The sequence below is a fragment of the Bacillus sp. AFS073361 genome (assembly GCF_002567005.1).
Classification (GTDB): Bacteria; Bacillota; Bacilli; order Bacillales; family Cytobacillaceae; genus Neobacillus.
In genome coordinates this window covers 168,760-187,432 of the sequence record NZ_NUZU01000015.1, presented here as the reverse complement: position 1 = coordinate 187,432, position 18,673 = coordinate 168,760, and the positions used below count along the sequence as shown (strand labels likewise).

Annotated in this window: 15 protein-coding genes and 1 tRNA gene; 9 read left to right on the top strand and 7 right to left on the bottom strand. The window is 38.5% G+C overall.

The genetic code is table 11. The annotated features are described in order from the left end of the window. Positions 1–442 precede the first annotated feature (442 nt). From COJ96_RS10635 to COJ96_RS10620, 4 genes are all read left to right on the top strand, one after another. The gene (locus COJ96_RS10635) at positions 443–1,138 is read left to right on the top strand and encodes an MgtC/SapB family protein (protein WP_098572913.1); all 696 of its coding nucleotides are present in this window, start codon (positions 443–445) and stop codon (positions 1,136–1,138) included. Positions 1,139–1,214: 76 nt separating this feature from the next. After that, a tRNA-Ala gene (locus COJ96_RS10630) sits at positions 1,215–1,287 on the top strand. 321 nt (positions 1,288–1,608) lie between these two features. After that, positions 1,609–1,935 carry a DUF485 domain-containing protein gene (locus COJ96_RS10625; RefSeq protein ID WP_098572912.1) on the top strand — a complete coding sequence of 109 codons (327 nt, stop codon included), beginning with the start codon at positions 1,609–1,611 and terminating at the stop codon, positions 1,933–1,935. Then, positions 1,935–3,473 carry a solute symporter family protein gene (locus COJ96_RS10620; RefSeq protein ID WP_098572911.1) on the top strand — a complete coding sequence of 513 codons (1,539 nt, stop codon included), beginning with the start codon at positions 1,935–1,937 and terminating at the stop codon, positions 3,471–3,473. The genes COJ96_RS10625 and COJ96_RS10620 overlap by 1 nt, the downstream gene beginning before the upstream one ends. A 131-nt stretch (positions 3,474–3,604) precedes the next feature. On the opposite strand, the gene COJ96_RS10615 is transcribed toward COJ96_RS10620, so the two are convergent. Next, positions 3,605–4,945 carry a DEAD/DEAH box helicase gene (locus COJ96_RS10615; RefSeq protein ID WP_098572910.1) on the bottom strand — a complete coding sequence of 447 codons (1,341 nt, stop codon included), beginning with the start codon at positions 4,943–4,945 and terminating at the stop codon, positions 3,605–3,607. 203 nt (positions 4,946–5,148) lie between these two features. Here COJ96_RS10615 and COJ96_RS10610 point away from each other — a divergent pair, with 203 nt between their 5' ends. After that, positions 5,149–5,724 (top strand): RBBP9/YdeN family alpha/beta hydrolase, encoded by a 576-nt coding sequence (locus COJ96_RS10610; protein WP_098572909.1) that lies wholly within the window; start codon positions 5,149–5,151, stop codon positions 5,722–5,724. A gap of 140 nt (positions 5,725–5,864) precedes the next feature. Further along, entirely contained in the window at positions 5,865–6,782 is a 918-nt protein-coding gene (locus COJ96_RS10605; RefSeq protein ID WP_257148483.1) for a selenium metabolism-associated LysR family transcriptional regulator, read from the top strand. Between the two features lie 32 nt (positions 6,783–6,814). Here the strand turns inward: COJ96_RS10605 and COJ96_RS10600 are convergent, their stop codons facing one another. Then, positions 6,815–7,564, bottom strand: coding sequence for a glucose 1-dehydrogenase (locus tag COJ96_RS10600; RefSeq protein WP_180230055.1), 750 nt, complete (start codon positions 7,562–7,564; stop codon positions 6,815–6,817). Between the two features lie 147 nt (positions 7,565–7,711). Between COJ96_RS10600 and COJ96_RS28565 the strand changes: the two genes are divergently transcribed. Next, positions 7,712–7,855, top strand: coding sequence for a hypothetical protein (locus COJ96_RS28565; protein WP_180230054.1), 144 nt, complete (start codon positions 7,712–7,714; stop codon positions 7,853–7,855). 83 nt (positions 7,856–7,938) lie between these two features. Further along, on the top strand, positions 7,939–10,467 hold the full coding sequence (locus tag COJ96_RS10595) for an EAL domain-containing protein (protein ID WP_098572908.1): 2,529 nt from the start codon (positions 7,939–7,941) through the stop codon (positions 10,465–10,467). A gap of 11 nt (positions 10,468–10,478) precedes the next feature. On the opposite strand, the gene thrB is transcribed toward COJ96_RS10595, so the two are convergent. Both thrB and COJ96_RS10585 read right to left on the bottom strand, forming a co-directional pair. Continuing rightward, positions 10,479–11,396 carry a homoserine kinase gene (gene thrB, locus COJ96_RS10590; protein ID WP_098572907.1) on the bottom strand — a complete coding sequence of 306 codons (918 nt, stop codon included), beginning with the start codon at positions 11,394–11,396 and terminating at the stop codon, positions 10,479–10,481. A gap of 57 nt (positions 11,397–11,453) precedes the next feature. Continuing rightward, entirely contained in the window at positions 11,454–12,749 is a 1,296-nt protein-coding gene (locus tag COJ96_RS10585; protein WP_098572906.1) for a homoserine dehydrogenase, read from the bottom strand. A gap of 435 nt (positions 12,750–13,184) precedes the next feature. On the opposite strand from COJ96_RS10585, the gene serA reads away from it, so the two are divergent. Further along, positions 13,185–14,828, top strand: a complete 1,644-nt coding sequence (gene serA, locus COJ96_RS10580) for a phosphoglycerate dehydrogenase (protein WP_098572905.1) — start codon at positions 13,185–13,187, stop codon at positions 14,826–14,828. A 46-nt stretch (positions 14,829–14,874) separates the two neighbouring features. On the opposite strand, the gene COJ96_RS10575 is transcribed toward serA, so the two are convergent. The 3 genes from COJ96_RS10575 to COJ96_RS10565 form a co-directional block, all read right to left on the bottom strand. Then, positions 14,875–15,999, bottom strand: a complete 1,125-nt coding sequence (locus COJ96_RS10575; RefSeq protein WP_098572904.1) for an HAD family hydrolase — start codon at positions 15,997–15,999, stop codon at positions 14,875–14,877. Between the two features lie 154 nt (positions 16,000–16,153). Further along, on the bottom strand, positions 16,154–17,362 hold the full coding sequence (locus COJ96_RS10570) for an acyl-CoA dehydrogenase family protein (protein ID WP_098572903.1): 1,209 nt from the start codon (positions 17,360–17,362) through the stop codon (positions 16,154–16,156). A gap of 14 nt (positions 17,363–17,376) precedes the next feature. Continuing rightward, a complete protein-coding gene (locus tag COJ96_RS10565) occupies positions 17,377–18,561 on the bottom strand; it encodes a CaiB/BaiF CoA transferase family protein (RefSeq protein ID WP_098572902.1) in 1,185 nt (394 codons plus the stop codon). Between the last annotated feature and the right edge of the window lie 112 nt (positions 18,562–18,673).

The following is an 18,673-nucleotide window of genomic DNA, read 5'->3' as shown; positions in this document are numbered from 1 at the left end:
TACGTTGGCTTAGTTTCATTGCTGAAACTAAAATTTATTGTTTGTTTGCACGATTTTGTTTGTTTAGTTTTCAAAGAACAATTTCTAATAAGCGAACAAATCACTTAAAATTTCAATCGACCGCTCGAAAGCGACTTCACTAATTTATCACATCTTATATCGTGGTGTCAACAACTTTTTTATTTCTTTTTTCACTTGTTGACCCGCTCGATGAGGACGAGATTTAATATAACATGATAAATAAATGTTTGCAATATAATTTTTGATTTTTTTCAAAAATGATTTCTAACTAAGTATGGCAAACAACATTTATATGCTTCTTCCATTAGATACTCGTTTATGTGTAGAATTAAGGAAAGGTATTCTATATTTATTTTGTAATCAGTATTTTTTCAAGAATCAAAATTTCAGTCAACGACTGTATAAATGGACGTGATTTAAAATGAGTAGTGTCGATATGCAAATTTTAATTAAACTTGGTGTTTCTGCAGTGTTTGGTCTTATTATTGGTCTTGAACGTGAATTAAAAAGGAAACCGGTAGGCCTCAAAACAAGCCTAGTTATTTCTGTTGTAAGTTGTCTGTTAACGATTGTATCCATTGAATCAGCGTACATGTTTCCTGATTCAGATGATGTCAAAATAACTATGGATCCGCTTCGCTTAGCAGCACAAATTGTTTCAGGGATCGGTTTCTTAGGTGCAGGTGTAATCTTAAGACGTGGAAATGATAGTATATCTGGTTTAACAACGGCAGCAATGATCTGGGGTGCAGCAGGAATTGGAATTGCAGTCGGAGCTGGTTTTTTCATAGAAGCATTTGCTGGGGTAGCACTGCTTATACTTAGTGTTGAATTTGTTCCATTTTTAATGAAAATCATTGGGCCGAAACAATTAAGGGAAAAAGAAATTATGCTGCAACTATTTATTAGGGATCAAGGTCAAATTGAAAAAGCTATTTCCTTCCTAATCGAAAAAAATTATATCGTTCGCAGGCTCAAGATTAAGGATTTAGATAATGGCGACCATCTCGTTCAAATATTAGTTGCCGTTGACTATCGTGAAAAAACAACTGATGTGTATGCCTCTGTTTCTAATTTAGAAGGTATTCAAAAAGTAGAAATTGAAAGTATAGGTTAAAAAATTTATCCTTACTTAAATTTTCTCTTGCAAGATTATAATAATACAGATATAATTTTTCTTGTACCAAATATCCGGGGGATTAGCTCAGCTGGGAGAGCGCTTGCATGGCATGCAAGAGGTCAGGGGTTCGAGCCCCCTATTCTCCATTATTCGAAAACCTTTGCGCTGCAGAGGTTTTCTTTTTTTTCAACGGCCCATCTAATATAACCCCATCACCACAGTAAAAATGCCCACTAGTGGGTATTTTTACCTTTTTTTTAATTTCCTATTGCATATTACCTTATCACTATAATAAAATCATAAATGTAATTTAAAAATTTAGAAAAATCTGTATTTAAGGAGGGAGAATTCTCTAATTAAGTTATTCAACATGCTTCAATCTATCGTTTCCTCAGACACCGACAATCAGCATTGTCTTTATTTACCTCAATTTGAACAATAAGTTTTATTTGAGAGGAGGACCTTCCATGGAGGCCAAAAAAACTAAGACTTTTTCTGAAAGCGATTACACCTCAATTGTCCAGTCTTCATCATTTCAAACATTACTCTCCGAAAAGAAAAAGTTCATCATCCCTGTCACCATATTCTTTTTTTGTTTTTACTTTGCTTTACCTGTACTAACTTCTTATTCTACTGTGTTAAATCACAAGTTTATCGGCAGTATTACTTGGGCATGGGTTTTTGCTTTCTTACAATTTGTCATGACTTGGGCTTTATGTATGATTTATTCGAAAAAAGCAGCAAGATTCGACGAATTGGCGTATGAAGTCATTCAGGAAAAGGGGGCTAACTAATGAATACTGCTGCTTTTACAATGTTTCTTTGTATCGTTTTTGTAACATTAGTAATTACATACTACGCTTCAAAACGAACAAAGAATGCTAGTGAGTTCTATACCGCTGGCGGTGGTTTAACTGGCTGGCAAAATGGACTTGCCATTGCTGGGGATTATATGTCTGCTGCTTCGTTCCTTGGAATTGCAGGTGCAGTTGCCTTAACAGGCTTTGATGGTTTCTTTTATAGTATTGGTTTTCTCGTAGCCTATCTGGTTGTACTTTATTTAGTTGCTGAACCACTAAGAAACCTAGGAAAATATACATTTGCTGATATGATTGCTGCTCGTTTTGATGCTAAAAAGGTCCGTGGCTTCGCTGCCATGAACACGGTTACGATTTCTATTTTTTATATGATTGCACAGCTTGTTGGTGCAGGTGCACTTATTAAATTATTATTAGGCTTAGAATATACCACATCCGTATTAATCGTTGGAGTCCTTATGACCGTATACGTTATTTTTGGAGGTATGCATGCAACAAGTTGGGTACAAATTATAAAAGCTGTTCTATTAATGGGTGGTACCTTAGTTATTTCAATTATTGTTTTTGCCAAATTTAACTGGAGTATTACCGATATGTTTGCGCAAATGAAAACTGCCACGCCATTAAAGGAAACCTTCTTAAATCCAGGTGTAAAATACAAAATTGGCCTTGATACTATATCGTTAAATATGGGATTGGTTCTTGGAACAGCTGGTCTTCCACATATTCTTGTTCGTTTCTTTACGGTAAAGGATGCCAAAACTGCTCGTTCTTCGGTAGTTTATGCCACATGGATCATTGGGATTTTTTACGTTATGACCATTTTCCTTGGCTTCGGCGCCGCAGCCTTTGTTGGTAACAGTGCAATTGTATCTGCCAATCCCGCAGGAAATATGGCAGCCCCACTTTTAGCACAAGCACTTGGCGGGAATATGCTATTTGCTTTCATTTCAGCCGTTGCTTTTGCGACAATATTAGCTGTTGTGGCTGGCCTAGTATTGACAGCCGCCTCTGCATTTGCTCATGATTTCTATAACGTCATCCTGAAAAAAGGAAAAGCAACAGAGAAGCAGCAAGTTGGTATGGCCCGCTGGGCAGCGGTTGGCGTTTCAGTTATTTCTATTATTCTAGCTCTAGGGGCACAAACCCTAAATGTTGCCTTCCTAGTTTCACTCGCGTTCGCAGTCGCAGCCAGCGCCAATCTTCCGGTAATTCTCTATACTATTTACTGGAAACGCTTCAATACAACTGGTGCCATTTGGGCGATGGTAGTTGGCCTTATTTCAGCCATCGGTTTGGTGATTGTCAGCCCGAATGTGTTCAGCCCTGAAGTTGGAAAAGCCATTTTTGTTGGCGAACCATGGTTCCCATATACAACTCCTGGAATTGTTTCGATTCCACTAGGATTTATTGCAGGTTACCTTGGAACGATCTTCTCCAGTCAAAAAGCAGATGTGAAAAGGTATGAAGAAGTTTTGGTTAAGTCTAATACTGGCATTAACATTGGTGGTTAAATTACAAAAACGCTAGTGCGCTGGAGCTAGACAGTAATCTTATTTGAAAAACCTATCATATATAAAAAGAAATGGGACTGAATTGCGTCAGTCCCATTTTCATTATCCTTATTGAACTTTTCCTAAGAAATTTATTTTTGTCCTTTTCTTCCAGATCCACTGTTAGAACTGTTACTTCTAGACTTAATGGTATTGGACCTCTTATTAGAGCCCCCACTTCGACCAGTTTTATTCTCTCTTCTTCCTGATTCGTTTCGATTTCGTGGTGTACTTGGTTTTGCTTTTCTAATTCCATGTTTCACTTTTTGAGTACTGTGCTCTTTATTATCGTTTCTTTTGGTCTCATTGCCCTCTTTGTTATTTCCCATATTTTGTTTTGGAATCGTGATATTTAGCTCAGCTTCAATTGTTTCAAGCATAGGTTGATCTATCGAAGTATAAAAGGTAATGGCCAGACCAGTCATCCCAGCTCTTCCTGTTCTGCCAATGCGATGGACATAGCTTTCCGTATCTTGAGGGATATCATAATTAAACACATGGGTGACCCCCTCAACATCAAGTCCTCTTGCCGCCACATCTGTCGCAACGAGCAATTGTACCTCTGCATCCCTAAACCGTTTCATCACCCGCTCTCTCTTTGCTTGAGACAAATCCCCATGTAATTCATCGCAAGAAAATCCATTTGCCTTCAGGACATCAAACAGTTTACTTACACGGCGTTTGGTCCGACAGAAAATAACCGCTAAAAACGGACGATACGTTTCTACTAGTTGAATAAGCGTGCCTTGTTTCCCACGATCAGTCGTATGAATCGCCATTTGTTTCACCGTTTCAGCAGGTCCTTGGGTTTTTTCAATTTGAATGTATTCTGGATCTCTCATATGCTTTTTTGCTAATTTACGAATTTCAGGCGGCATGGTTGCTGAAAAAAGCATCGTTTGCCTGCTTACTGGTGTTTCTCTTATAATATCTTCCACTTCATTGAGAAACCCAATATGGAGCATTTGGTCGGCTTCATCTAAAACAAGGTAATCTATTTCTGATAAACGAATGGTTTCCCTTCTAATATGATCCAAGAGTCGCCCGGGTGTTCCTACGACTATCTGCATTCCCCTCTTTAACTTTTTTAATTGTTTATCAACATCCTGGCCTCCATATACGGCTAAAACATCGATACCTGTTAGATTGGAAATTAGTTTTTCAATTTCCTCTGTTATTTGCAGGGCTAATTCTCTCGTAGGCGTTACGATCAATGCCTGAACATGCTCCGCTTCACGTTTAATTTTTTCTAATATTGGCAGGATGAATGCAAACGTTTTTCCCGTTCCTGTTTGCGCCTGTGCTATGATATCGATACCATTGATCACAAATGGAATGGCTTGTTGTTGAATCGGTGTTGGTTTAGCAATACCGTGACCACGTAATGTTTCCACGAGTGGTTCTGAAATACCTAATGATAAAAAATCTGACAAAAATACCCCTACTTTCTATTTATCTAATCAATTTATTTTGATTGTTTATCAATACAATTGCAAATATACTTTTCAGTTGTTTATCCAAAAAATTAATAAATTATGAGACAATGATTGCCTTTTTCGTTTAAAACAACTATAATCTCAATAAAACCAACTTATTTCATCGGAATAGTAAAAATTAAAAATTAGGTGGGGATTAAATGAACCAACAAAGTTTTGTTATCATTCATGGATTAGGCGGTAGTGGAACTGATCATTGGCAAACTTGGCTGGCAAATGAATTAACTAGAAAGAATTTTCATGTACAATATCCAACTTTTACAAACTTCGACTCGCCTAATAAGAGCGTTTGGCTGGAGGAATTGACTACTAATCTGCGGATGGTCCCAGAGGAAAATAATTTAACAGTCATTACACACAGTCTAGGCTGCTTATTATGGCTTCATTATGCTTCTACTCAAAATAAATCAATTGCCAACCGGGTGATTTTAGTCGCACCGCCTTCTCCAAACCACATTCTCACTGAAGCAAAATCATTCTACCCTGTACCTTTGGATAGAAACAACCTAAAGAATGCAGCTGAAAATACATTATTTATCCATTCAACTAATGATCCGTATTGCAGCTGGGCAGATGTAAAAAGCTATTCAAATCTTAGCTTTCCTTCCATCACCATCCCTAATGCAGGTCACATAAATACACAGTCAGGACACGGAAAATGGCCATGGATATTAGATTTATGCCTGGCGGAGGAAAAGCATTCTCTAATTGTATAAGGTAAAAGAAGGAGTGATGAAATCTGCACTCCTTCTTTTTATTTGATTGCTAAAATTACTTCATGCACAGGAGATGATATAATGATTTCAATATTTTATCTATTTTACCAATGTGAATTATCGATTTTATATATTAGGGGATGATTAGGATAGATTTACATCAGTTGTATGTTTTTACAAAGGTGGTCGAACACAAAAGCTTTTCTAAGGCAGCAGATGAAATATTTTTAAGCCAATCAACGGTTAGTTCTCACATTCAGGCATTAGAGAAAATGCTTAATATAAAGCTTTTTGATCGAGTGGGAAGAGAGAGTATTCTTACGCCGAAGGGGGAACGTTTGTATCAATGGGCCCTTAAACTCTTATTAATTAAAGACCAAGCATTGCTCGATTTAAAAGAGGGAATGACAGATCTGAAGGGGAAGATTCGGATTGCCGCCAGCTCTGTCCCAGGGCAATTTATGATTCCAGGCATGGTTAAACAATTTAGGGAACAATATTCTGAAGTAATATTTCATATCAACCAATCCTCATCAAAAATTGTTGCTGAAAAAGTGTTAAACGGCTCTGTGGATATCGGTATATTAGGTGAAAAATATGATAATGAAAAACTTCGCTTTATCCCACTTTTAAAAGAAAGATTAGTCCTAATTACATCGAACCAAAACGAAATGGTTGGTCCAGTAAATATTCGCGATATTTTAAACTATCCGTTTGTGATGCGTAATTCAGGCTCAGGAACAAATGCCCTTTTGGAACGGGTTCTTAAAAAAAATAACATTCACAAGGAGCAATTAAATATCATTGCCTATACGGAAAGCGGACAAAGCTTGATGCAGTTTGTCATCCAAGACATTGGTATTTCGATAATTTCCGAAATCGCGGCAAAAGTATATTCTTCCAACAACATGCTTAAGATGCATGCAATAAATGGGTTTGACGAAGAAAGATACTTTTATTTAGTCTATAACATTAATAAAACACAATCCCTATTATCAAAATTATTTATTGATAGTGCCGTGCATTTAGTCGACGGCACTTTGCACAAACTGGGCTGAGAATGTTCGGTCTGGAGCCCAGTTTGTTTGTTCTATTCCTCGTAAATCATTTTTTTCGTCATTCCCCCATCCACCACTAAATTAATCCCTGTGACAAAATTATTTTCACGATGGGTTAGATACAAACATGCTCGAGCAATATCACTTGGTTCACCAACACGTTTTGAGAAATGCTGTTCATGGTCGAGTTTTGTTAATTGTGATTTATCACCATTATGTATCCACCCAGGCGATATAGCATTGACGGTAATTCGATATTCACTTAAAGACGCAGCCAAAGCATGGGTAATCGCAACAATTCCTCCTTTTGAAGCAGCGTAAGCTTCCGAGTTAGGTTCTGACATAATGGCCCGTGTTGAGGCAATATTGACAATAGATCCTCCAGATTCATTCTCCCGCATATATTTAGCCACTTCTCGCGAACAGAGGAAGGCACTTCTTAAGTTTGTATGAATCACATCATCCCATTCTTCAATTGTTAATTCTAGGGGAGACTTAAATACCCCTTTGCCTGTATTATTAATTAAAACATCAATTTTTCCATACTTTTGTTTTGTTACTTCTACAAGCCGAATTATGTCTTTTTCTCTTCTAACATCTGTCTTTACAAATAGAACGTCCCCTCCGCAGCTTCGCATCTCTTCCGTCGTTAAATTACCTATTTCTTCGTCAACATCTGCCAGGATGACTTTAGCACCAGCGGTGGCATATGCACTAGCAATACCTTTTCCAATCCCATTGGCAGCACCTGTTACAATGACCACTTTATTTATAAAATCCATTAGTCTCCCACCTTTTCTTCTTTTATTTGTATTTAAACATATTATACGTGCCAAACTAAGTTAAAACATGCATGGAGATTTTTTCTATGCAAAAAGAATTATTGGTGAAAAAACGATTGTAATAAAACAAATTAGAGGGGGATTCCAATGCCTGAAAAGTGTTTTTATTGTACCAATGATGTTGATGAAAGACAGATGCACCATGTATCCTTTATCTCTTCAAACAAAGAGAGAGATGAAACATTGTGTGATGAATGTTATCAAGAATGGCTCGAAGGTCTGAAAGGTTAAAGGTCTTTGGAGTCTTATCAAAACAGTTATGACTCATCCTGTAATATCCTATGGGTCACAGCTTAACCTGAGGTGTTGTGTCATTGTCAATCAAAAAAAAGATGCCACTGATTTTTTGCTTGCTAGTATTTTTAATTTTAGTAACGAATAATACGATTCATTTTCTTCGTTCAAAAAATCAGCTGCTTTCAAATAACGAAAGAGAAATTGATATGATCACTAAAGAAGTGTCGTTCCAAGTTGAAAATATTAGAGAGGGCTCATTGTATGTTGAAGATATTCTTGGCAAAGACTTACGAACGGCTTCGTTGGCGATTAAGCACGCACTGCCGCCAAACTATAAGGATATTACAAATGAACAGTTAAAAAAACTGGCCCAAGAAGTAAGAGTGTCACATATAACCCTGCTAGCACAAACAGAAAATGATATTATTGGAGTAAAATCCTCTGACCCAAAAGAAATTAATATGTCCACAAAGGGTTGGGGATATTGGTATGATGCCTTCCAGCAGCTATTTAATCTAACTCCTGTTTCTGTTGGAAAAGGTTTAGTTCTTCCCCATTTTTGGTCTGGTCCGATAGAGGTTGCTTCCTCCAATCCAGATCATACCGATAAATGGGGCTATTTTTTTGATGGGACGACGAACTATATTATTAATCCATACTTTCGTGACAATGCAGTATTAGATTATGAAAGACGATTTGGTCCAGGAAAGGTAATTAAAGGTTTTACAAAAGAACACGGTGTTTTAGAAATCACTGTTTTCAATCCCAAAAACTTTGGTAAAAAGAAAGAAATTGTCCATTTAAACGGGAATAGTTATATTCGGATATCCGCCCAACAAGTATGGTATGGCTCATATAAGTACCGTAACGAAAAAGTTGATGCCTCCTATATTAAACGGGCGATAAATTCAAAACGAGTACTATCCTACAAGGATGATATTCAGGGCAGAAATTTGATGAAAACCTTCGTTCCTGTTTATTCCACACCAGAACCATTTGTCATAGGACTTGCTTATGATTATGGACTCATTAGGAAAGAACTCACACATGAACTAATGGTCCATGTTCTGCTCTCCTTTATCGTTATGATGATTGTCTTTATTATCAGTTTGATTTTCTCCCGCTCCATTACTCAGCCAATTGGGTATATTGTTGAACAGGTTAATGATATTGCACAGGGTAACTTTGGAAATATAATGCATCTAAACAGAAAAGATGAATTAGGTTTGCTCACAGAAAATGTGAATGCCTTATCGAAAGACCTGCAGAATTACGTAAATGATTTAAACAAAAGTAAAGAGCTCATTGAATATCAGGCATATCACGACCCATTAACTGGCTTGCTTAACCGGAGATATTTGCAAGAAAAGTTACAATCATTTTTCCAACAGGCAAATCAAACTAGTGAAACCGTATCAGTTTTATTCATCGATATGGACCGTTTTAAACATGTGAATGACTCTTTTGGACATAACAAAGGAGATGAAATACTGAAAATCATTGCTGAACGGATTAACGCAAGTTTATCCAGTAATAATGCGATTATTACCCGGCAAGGCGGCGATGAATTTATTATTTTGTTATTAAGTCATAGTCTTAAGGAAACAAAGTCAGCAGCAGGAAAAATCGTCAATAATCTAAAAAAGGTATATCTTTTAGATGGAAACGAGATTTATCTCAGTGCCAGCTGCGGTATTAGTTTGTTCCCGGAACATACGGACAATATGGACACACTGATCGTTTATGCAGACCTTGCGATGTACTCAGCTAAAAAGCTGGGGGGAAACAAAGCCATCGTTTATTCGGAAAAATTAATTCAATCGAATATCGAAAGACCAAAACTAGAAGCACGGTTACGGAGGGCAATCGAAAGTGGAAGTGTTGAAGTTTACTATCAACCGAAGGTTAATGTTGAATTAGGGGTAATTTTTGGAGCGGAAGCCCTCATAAGATGGAAAGATGAAGAATTAGGTTACGTCTCTCCTGATTTGTTTATACCGATTGCTGAAGATACTGGATTAATCCATCCCTTATGGGAATATGTCATGAAGGAGGCGTGTCAACAGGTTAGTAAGTGGAACAAAACACGTTCGCTCCCCCTGTCTGTTTCAGTAAATTTTTCAGCTCGGCAATTTCAAGAACCTTGCAATATGGTAAATCAGGTCAAGGAAATTCTAGCTGCAAGTCAATTAGATCCAAGCAATTTTGAAATAGAAATTACGGAAAGTATTCTTTTAAATAATTCCTCTGAAATTGTCGAATCATTAAAAAGCCTTCAGAAAATGGGGATTAGGATTTCCATTGATGATTTTGGAACAGGTTATTCTTCCTTGAACTATTTAAAGAATTTACCGATTAATATCTTAAAAATTGATAAATCATTCATACAAGATATCCATGAAGATTACGCTAATTCAGAGATACCTGAAGCGATTATTAATCTTGCACGCAGTCTCCATCTTCATGTAATCGCTGAAGGGGTAGAAAAAGAGTATCAAAAAGAATTCCTATTATCGAAAGATTGCATATATATGCAGGGTTACTTATTCAGTAAGCCTTTAAATAAGCAAGAATTTGAGCATTTTCTTCAAAAAAATTCAAAATAAAAGTGGAGAGATTATTTCACAAATCTCTCCACTGAGCTAACACTGCTTCCACTAAAATCAATCGTCAGGATTTTTGTAGACATCCTTGAAAACTCACTTTTCAAGCCACGTTCGACAACCTTCCCTTTCCCTTTCTCTGTAAAACATAGAACAGTTGGTCCTGCACCACTTAACGCCACACCGAACGCACCAAGTTCTTTAGCCATTTCTTCTATTTCCTGATAAGCGCGAATAAGTGGTTTACGGTATGGATGATGAAAAAGGTCTTGGCTCATCATTTTCCCTGCTAATCCCCAGTTTTGAGTTAAGAGAGCTGCAACCAACAGATTAGCCGTTGAAGAGGCTTGGATTGCACATTCACGAGATAATTCTGCAGGGAGTACCCCGCGGGAATCCTTCGTTAAGAGAATTTCATCTGGAATGACAGCCACCATCTCAAAAGAAATGTTAGAGATGCTGAGCATGTCTACTTCGTTATCCTGATAAGAGCCAATGAATAATCCGCCGAACAGGGATGCACCCACGTTGTCAGGATGTCCTTCCACTTCTGTCGCGATAAGCAATTTTTCTTGCTGAGTTAAACCGATATTTCCTACTGAATCAGCAAGTTCAATCCCTGCAATAATGGCTGCGGCACTTGAACCCAAACCACGAGCCAAAGGAATATCACTGGCCACTTGGATTTGACATGGCTGTAAATCGACTCCGTATTTACTAGCAGTTTTAATGGCAATTTGCAGGATAAAATTGGTCTCATCCGTTGGGAAGTCCTTCAATTCATCACTAACTGATTGAATGTTCCACTTGTCACTTTTCTCGACTTCTAATGTTAAATACAAATCGACTGCAAGGCCCATTGAATCGAAACCTGGACCTAGATTAGCTGTACTAGCTGGTACTTTAATAATAAAACGATCATTTAGGGTCACCCATGGACAACTCCTCGACTATGTTGTGTGACTGCTTTTATGCTAATTCTGTCCCTCTTATAACGTTTTTCTCACCACTCGATAAGCACTTTTAATTTCCTTAACCGCATGGAGATCATTCAATTCTACTAATATTTTATCATAATTGGATAATGATGCTTTGTGAGTGACAAGCACAATTTCTGATGTTTCATTTTTCTTAACAGGAAGCTGTAAGATTTTTTCAAAACTAACGCCATATTTTGCAAAAATGGTGGTGATGTCAGCGAAAACACCCACTTCATCTTGCACATGGATTCTTAAAAAGTATTTAGAGTATTTTTCATCATTATCTTTCAATTGCTTTGGATATTGTGGCGTCACCGCACTTCTTCCATTTACCCCTAGTCTCAGGTTTTTTATTACCGCAACTAAGTCTGAAACAATGGCTGTTGCTGTTGGCAAACTTCCGGCACCAGGGCCATAAAACATAGTCTCACCTACCGCCTCACCATAGACATAAACGGCATTATACTCATTTTGAACAGATGCCAGCGGATGATTATTTGAAAGGAAAGTTGGTGCGACACTAACCTCAACCTTCTCCCCTTCACGATGAGCATAACCTATTAGTTTCATGGTATATCCCAATTGTTTCCCATAGCTCAAATCTTCATCGGTAACTTTGGAAATCCCTGAAACTTGGACATCTTCTAAATCAATATGCATAGAAAAGCCCAATGTAGCTAGGATCGTCATTTTACGAGCAGCGTCTAGTCCTTCTACATCTGAGGTCGGATCAGCTTCAGCAAAACCAAGCTCTTGTGCCTCTTTAAGGACCTCTTCATAGGTACGGCCTTCTTCACTCATTTTAGTTAGTATATAATTGGTTGTTCCATTTACAATTCCCATAAGTTGTTTAATTCGGTCAGAGGCAAGTCCATCAACTAATCCTCTTAGAATTGGAATTCCCCCTGCCACACTTGCTTCATAAAACAAATCACAGCCGTATTCAGAAGCAACTGTTAACAGTTCAGAGCCGTGTAAAGCCATTAAATCCTTATTAGCAGTGACAACATGCTTGCCTTGTCTTAGTGCAGTAATTAAATAATCTTTGGTATCCTGAAGCCCGCCCATTACCTCGATCACAACATCTATTTCATCATCAAAAAGGATTTCATCTGCATTTGAGGTTAATAGCTTAGTATCTACTTCTACGGGTCTGTTTTTATGTATATCCTTAACAAGGACCTTTTTAATAACAACCGGGCACCCCACTTGGTGGATCAATTTATCTTGATTTTTTTTGATAATTTTCACTACACCACAACCAACAGTACCTAAACCTAATAACCCAATCGTGATTGCCTTCATGTGTTTTCCCCTCCTACAAATGTCCTCGTGTGGCGCACATTTGTTTTTGTATTGTAGACATTATATTATTCTCTGAATTTTTTTACAATAGATTTGTTTCTAGCTTTCCATTGTGTAAACGCTTACCACCGCGTCATAAAAGGATAACATTTTTTGAACAAAATTTTTCGTCATAAATTTTATTAATTTTTTCTTCTTTCCCTTTACAATCCTTAAGGTTTGGTTGTAGAATAATCCCTATATTTAGTTTATTTTTGAATATTCAATCAATTATATTATTCTATACATGACAAGTGATGACAAAGACGACATTAAGAATATGGTCCAGCATACGAGGGTGGTACCACACGTCGATACACGTCCCTCATAACAAGACAAATCCGTCTGTTATGAGGGGCGTTTTTTAATTAAAGAATTAAAGGAGGATTACGAGTCATGTATAAGGTACTTGTAACCGATGGAATTAGCAGCACAGGATTGAAAAGCTTAACTGAACACCCTAATTTTACCGTAGATCGCCAGCCAACACTACCGACAGAGGAGTTAAAAAATATCATTGGAGCATACGATGCTCTGATTGTCCGGAGTCAAACAAAGGTAAGTGAAGAACTGCTCAAAGCAGCGGGCCGTCTCCGTGTAATCGCTAGAGCAGGTGTTGGTGTCGATAATATTGATGTGAATGCGGCAACGAAAAAAGGGATTATCGTCATCAATGCCCCCGGTGCCAATACTATTGCAGCAACGGAGCATACCTTAGCAATGATGCTATCCTTGGCACGGAAAATTCCTCACGCCCACCAAAAGACAGTATCGGGACAATGGGACCGTAACTCTTTTAAGGGTGTGGAATTGTACAAAAAAACTCTTGGCGTTATCGGCATGGGCAAAATTGGAACAGAAGTGGCGAAACGGGCAAAAAGCTTTGGGATGAACATTTTAGGATTTGATCCTTACCTGTCCGAAGAACGAGCAAAAAAGCTGGGAATAGCGAAAGCGAGCCTCGATGTAATTGCACAAGAATCAGATTTTATTACCATTCATACACCTCTTACTAATAACACAAGAGGCCTGATTAATGATGCCTATTTACGGAAAACAAAAAAAGGTGTCCGGTTTGTCAATTGTGCCCGTGGTGGTGTGATCGACGAAAAGGCACTGGTTAGAGCCATTCAGTCCGGCCATGTTGCAGGTGCAGCTCTTGACGTGTTTGAAAAAGAGCCTGCTTCCGACCTAGAATTATTGCAGAATCCAAATATTATTGTAACACCACATCTTGGAGCTTCTACCGTTGAAGCACAGGAAAAAGTGGCCCAAGAGGTAAGTGCGGAAATCATTGAGATTTTTGAATCTCAATCGATTCAAAACGCTGTGAATATGCCGCAAATGTCAGGCGAAACCCAAGCGAAACTGCAGCCGTACCTCCTTCTGGGGGACCAAATGGGGCAACTTGTCATTCAATTATTAAATAAACAGGCTCCTGCTAAAATAGAAATCAATTATTATGGCGATTTAATTGATGAAGATACAGAATTGTTGACACGTACCATGTTAAAGGGTGTCTTGTCCTATCATTTAAGCGATTCTGTTAATCTAATTAATGCTTTGCACTTACTAAAAGAGCAAGGAGTTTCGTATAATGTCGTTAAAAATGCAACAAATAAAGGATTTGCTAATTATATGGAACTAAGTGTCTCCAATGATAATGAAACAGCCAAAATTGGGGCAACCGTCTTAAACGGGTATGGAGCGAGAATTCTAAAAATCAACCAATACCGAATTGACGTAAAACCGGAAAAATTTTTATTATATATCAAACATCGAGATGTTCCAGGAATGATTGGCAAGGTTGGTTCACTCTTAGGAGAGCATCAAATCAATATTGGGACGATGCAGGTGGGGCGTACAGAAGTAGGCGGTGAGGCAATCATGGTATTAACTGTGGACAAAACATTAAATGCCAACGTCATTCATATCTTAAAATTAATTGATGGACTCGAAGAAGCACAAGTACTGGAGTTATCGAATGTGGATACATTTGAACCTGGGCGAGTGGAATTAGAGAAGATCGAAAATATATAGATAAGAATTGAGGGATTGCGACGGGGCAATCCCTTTTCTATATTTATCATAATATCCTTTTCAAATCGAGGACCGTATCAAGAATGTAGTCTGCTTTATGTTTTTCAAAGTCACCCCTGGCATCTTTTCCTGAAAGGCCGGTTAGAACAGCTGCAAACTGACAGCCAAGTTTTCTTGCCGCTAATAGATCGGCCAAGGAGTCCCCTACGACTAAAACCGTCTCAGCATTTTCAAGCGGTAGTCTTGTATTTAAACACGCTTGAATAGGTGTCTCCTTCCCAAGGAGTCCCATGATATATGTAAATGGATGGGGCTTCGATAGCGACATTCGTTCTGGCAGCTCTAATTCCGCCTTTAGCACATCATCAGCGGTTACGATTCGATTTTCATCAAATTGCTTCAACCAATCTAAATGTTGAAACGGCTGAATAGTTTCCAGTTCTGGTCTGCCTGTCCCGATACCAATCATGTATCCTGATGAGTTCAGGAATTGGAATAACTCGTCAATTTCTTGTCTAGGGGCTAATGTTGTTTCATTGGCCAAGAAGCCCTTTTTCCCATGTTGAACGGATGGCCTTCCAGTCGAAGCGAGGACATGTTCATCCCCCACATACCACTCTTGGGAAACATGCTCACAAACGGACCAAAGCTCACCCTTGTTAAAAATAGAAGTTGCAACCCCCATTTTCTCTGAGGCTAGTTCGTTCAAATAACTAAACAACTCCTGCTTCGTTGCCTCTGAGCGTGCAAACTCCTGCTCAAACAAACTGAAATCTAGTTTCACATGGTAGTTACTTAACACCTTTCCCATCTCAACTAGGGTTTCACGATCGATTGGTGCCTGACACCAGTTTTTAATTTTCTCCAATTCAGTATCTTTAATTTGCGAGAGCAGGTGGATCAGCTGGTGGCTGAATGATAGGTAGATCATGTCCCAGTTGGCGTTTAGGCCGCGTGATTTCATAAACTTTAGAACTTTATCGTTTTCAAATACTAATTCTCTTATTTCCTGAATTTCCTCATCATTATAGTCTGTTTTAAACTGCATCGGTTCGAGCCCTAAGTAATTAGGGCTGATCAGCATTTCCCAAACAGTTAAAGCAGAAGCATCAAAATAATGTTCTTCGCTTAATAGTACCCCATCAACGTCAAATAAAATGGTTTTAATCAAAAAATCTCACCCTCATTTCCTCTTTGCTTTATTACGTTATCGTAACACAGTAGGACAACTTATTTGAAGTAAATTATTTAATAATACAATAATAGTAAAAGAACAAGCCGTGTACCAGTTTTCCAACTGTACGGCTTGTTCTTTTTAAATAAATTTACCCTTTTATTAAACTTTCTTCAAACGGCCAGGCTGGAAGCATCTTCCTTAGTGGTTTATCCTCACGATAGCCTAGGGCATATTCTCCCTGCATGATGGTATGGATTTCTCTTGTTCCTTCATAAATTACAGGTGCTTTGGCATTTCGTAAATAACGCTCCACTGGGAATTCATTGGAGAAGCCGTACGCCCCGTGAATTTGGACCGCATCGTTTGCAGCCTCAAAGGCGGCGTCACAGGAAACCCATTTGGCTAAAGACGTTTCTTGGGTATTCCGTTTGCCCTTATTTTTTAGCCAGCCAGCCTTAAAGACTAGCAAACGTGAAATCTCTAGATTAGCGGACATTTTTGCAATCATTTGCTGAACGAGCTGATGTTTGCCAATTTCTTTGCCAAAGGTCTTCCGCTCCTCACAATATTTGACGCTAGCTTCCAGCGAAGCCATAATCGTACCACAAGCACCTGCAGCTACTGTAAAGCGGCCATTGTCGAGGGCGGACATGGCAATCTTAAAGCCTTCTCCTTCATAGCCCAACAAATTCTCTGCTGGAACCCTTACATGATCTAAGAATATCTCCCCCGTATTTCCTGCCCGAATTCCCAATTTCCCTTTTATGGCTTTAGTGGAAAGCCCTGCAAATGACCGTTCTACTATAAAACAAGAAATCCCATGATGACCAGCTTTCGTGTCTGTTTTTGCAAAAATTAAAAAGTGGTCAGCCACATCACATAGAGAGATCCAAGTTTTTGAACCATTTAAAATATAGTAATCTCCATCTTTGACGGCTGTCGTTTCCATGGCCGCCACATCGGAGCCAGCATTCGGTTCTGTTAATCCAAAAGCACCTATTTTATTACCGGCTGCTTGTGGAAGAAGGTATTTTCGTTTCTGCTCCTCAGTCCCCCACTGTAATAATGTCATACTGTTCAAACCAGTATGTACTGATACCGCGGTTCGGAAGGCCGTGTCGCCTCGTTCTAGTTCCTCACAAACAATGGCGAGGGTATTATAGTCCATGCCCACTCCGCCATATTCCTCAGGAATACATACACCCATTAACTGTAATTCTGCTAATCTTTTTAAAATATTAATTTCAAAATGACCTTTTTCATCCCACTCCTTGATATAGGGCAGAATTTCTCGGTCTACAAATGATCGAACCACCTTTCTAACGCTTTTTTGCTCTTCAGATAAAGAAAAATTCATAATGAGTACCTCCCCTAGATAATATGATCTTGTTTCATTTTTACGATTTCATGCTTGGAATAACCCAGTTTAAACAGGATTTCATCTGTATGCTCACTGTGCAATGGCGGATGCCTATCGATTTTTATTGGGGATTTTGAAAACTTTAATGGTGAACCGACAAGTTTTAAGTTAGAAATCGTTGGATGCTTTATCTTCACAACCATTTCCCTTGCGATCGCTTGTTCAGAATCCAAAGCCTCCATCACATTGTTAATCGGTCCATTCGGGATCCCAGCTTCATCAAGTAACACTTTCCACTCTGCCCTTGATTTCGTTTTTAATTTTGCCGTGATGACTTTTTCCAGTTCATCCTTTTTTTGCAGGCGCCCTGAGTTTTTTTTATATTGGTCACTTAAAAGGATTTCATCTTCCAGCAGAATTGCTAGCTTCTGATATTGCCGGTCATTTCCAACAGCAAGGATAAATTCGCCATCGTTTGCAGCAAACACTTGGTATGGAACTATGTTTGGATGTGCATTACCGAGCCTTTCAGGGATCCTCCCAGAGCATAAAAAATTACTGGCAACATTCACTAACGCAGCCAACTGGGAATCAAATAATGAAATATCTATCTCTTGCCCCTCACCAGTCCTATTGCGATGCTGGATGGCTCCTAAAATACCGATACAGGTGAAAAGACCGGTGAGTACATCTGCTATGGCAACACCGACCTTTGCAGGCTGCCCATCCTTTTCACCTGTAATACTCATCAAACCTGACATGGCTTGAATAATATAGTCATAACCTGGAAGATGGGAATAAGGGCCAGTAGCGCCAAAACCACTGATTGAGGCTAAAATAATTCCTTCATTCACCTTTTTCATTTCCTCATATCCGAACCCTAATCTGTAGAGGGTTCCCGGCTTAAAATTTTGGACAACCACATCAGCATCGCTCACAAGCTTTTTTAAGATTTCAAGGCCCTGAGGGGTTTTTAAGTTTAAAGTAATCCCCTGTTTATTACGATTAGCACATAAATAATAGGCGCTCTCTCCTTCTAAAAAGGGCGGTCCCCACCCCCGTGTTTCATCCCCAATTTCGATACTTTCAATTTTGATTACTTCTGCGCCCATATCGCCTAAGATCATCGTGCAATTAGGACCGGCTAGCACACGTGATAAATCGACAATTTTTAATCGGTGGAGCGGCCCAGGCATTTTTCTACCTCCTTTCTTTTAAATTGGTAGAGTGATTCTATTAAAAAGACTATTAATTTTCATAATAGAGAAATAAATATAAAATCAGCAAAAAGCATTCCTAAGTCCAAAA

Coding starts and splice junctions, on each gene's coding strand:
- COJ96_RS10570 (WP_098572903.1), bottom strand. CDS start 17,362: ATGAATTTTTCTTTATCTGAAGAGCAAAAAAGCGTTAGAAAGGTGGTT.
- COJ96_RS10620 (WP_098572911.1), top strand. CDS start 1,935: ATGAATACTGCTGCTTTTACAATGTTTCTTTGTATCGTTTTTGTAACA.
- COJ96_RS10600 (WP_180230055.1), bottom strand. CDS start 7,564: ATGGATTTTATAAATAAAGTGGTCATTGTAACAGGTGCTGCCAATGGG.
- COJ96_RS10605 (WP_257148483.1), top strand. CDS start 5,865: ATGATTAGGATAGATTTACATCAGTTGTATGTTTTTACAAAGGTGGTC.
- COJ96_RS10610 (WP_098572909.1), top strand. CDS start 5,149: ATGAACCAACAAAGTTTTGTTATCATTCATGGATTAGGCGGTAGTGGA.
- COJ96_RS10635 (WP_098572913.1), top strand. CDS start 443: ATGAGTAGTGTCGATATGCAAATTTTAATTAAACTTGGTGTTTCTGCA.
- serA (WP_098572905.1), top strand. CDS start 13,185: ATGTATAAGGTACTTGTAACCGATGGAATTAGCAGCACAGGATTGAAA.
- COJ96_RS10565 (WP_098572902.1), bottom strand. CDS start 18,561: ATGCCTGGGCCGCTCCACCGATTAAAAATTGTCGATTTATCACGTGTG.
- COJ96_RS10585 (WP_098572906.1), bottom strand. CDS start 12,749: ATGAAGGCAATCACGATTGGGTTATTAGGTTTAGGTACTGTTGGTTGT.
- COJ96_RS28565 (WP_180230054.1), top strand. CDS start 7,712: ATGCCTGAAAAGTGTTTTTATTGTACCAATGATGTTGATGAAAGACAG.
- COJ96_RS10625 (WP_098572912.1), top strand. CDS start 1,609: ATGGAGGCCAAAAAAACTAAGACTTTTTCTGAAAGCGATTACACCTCA.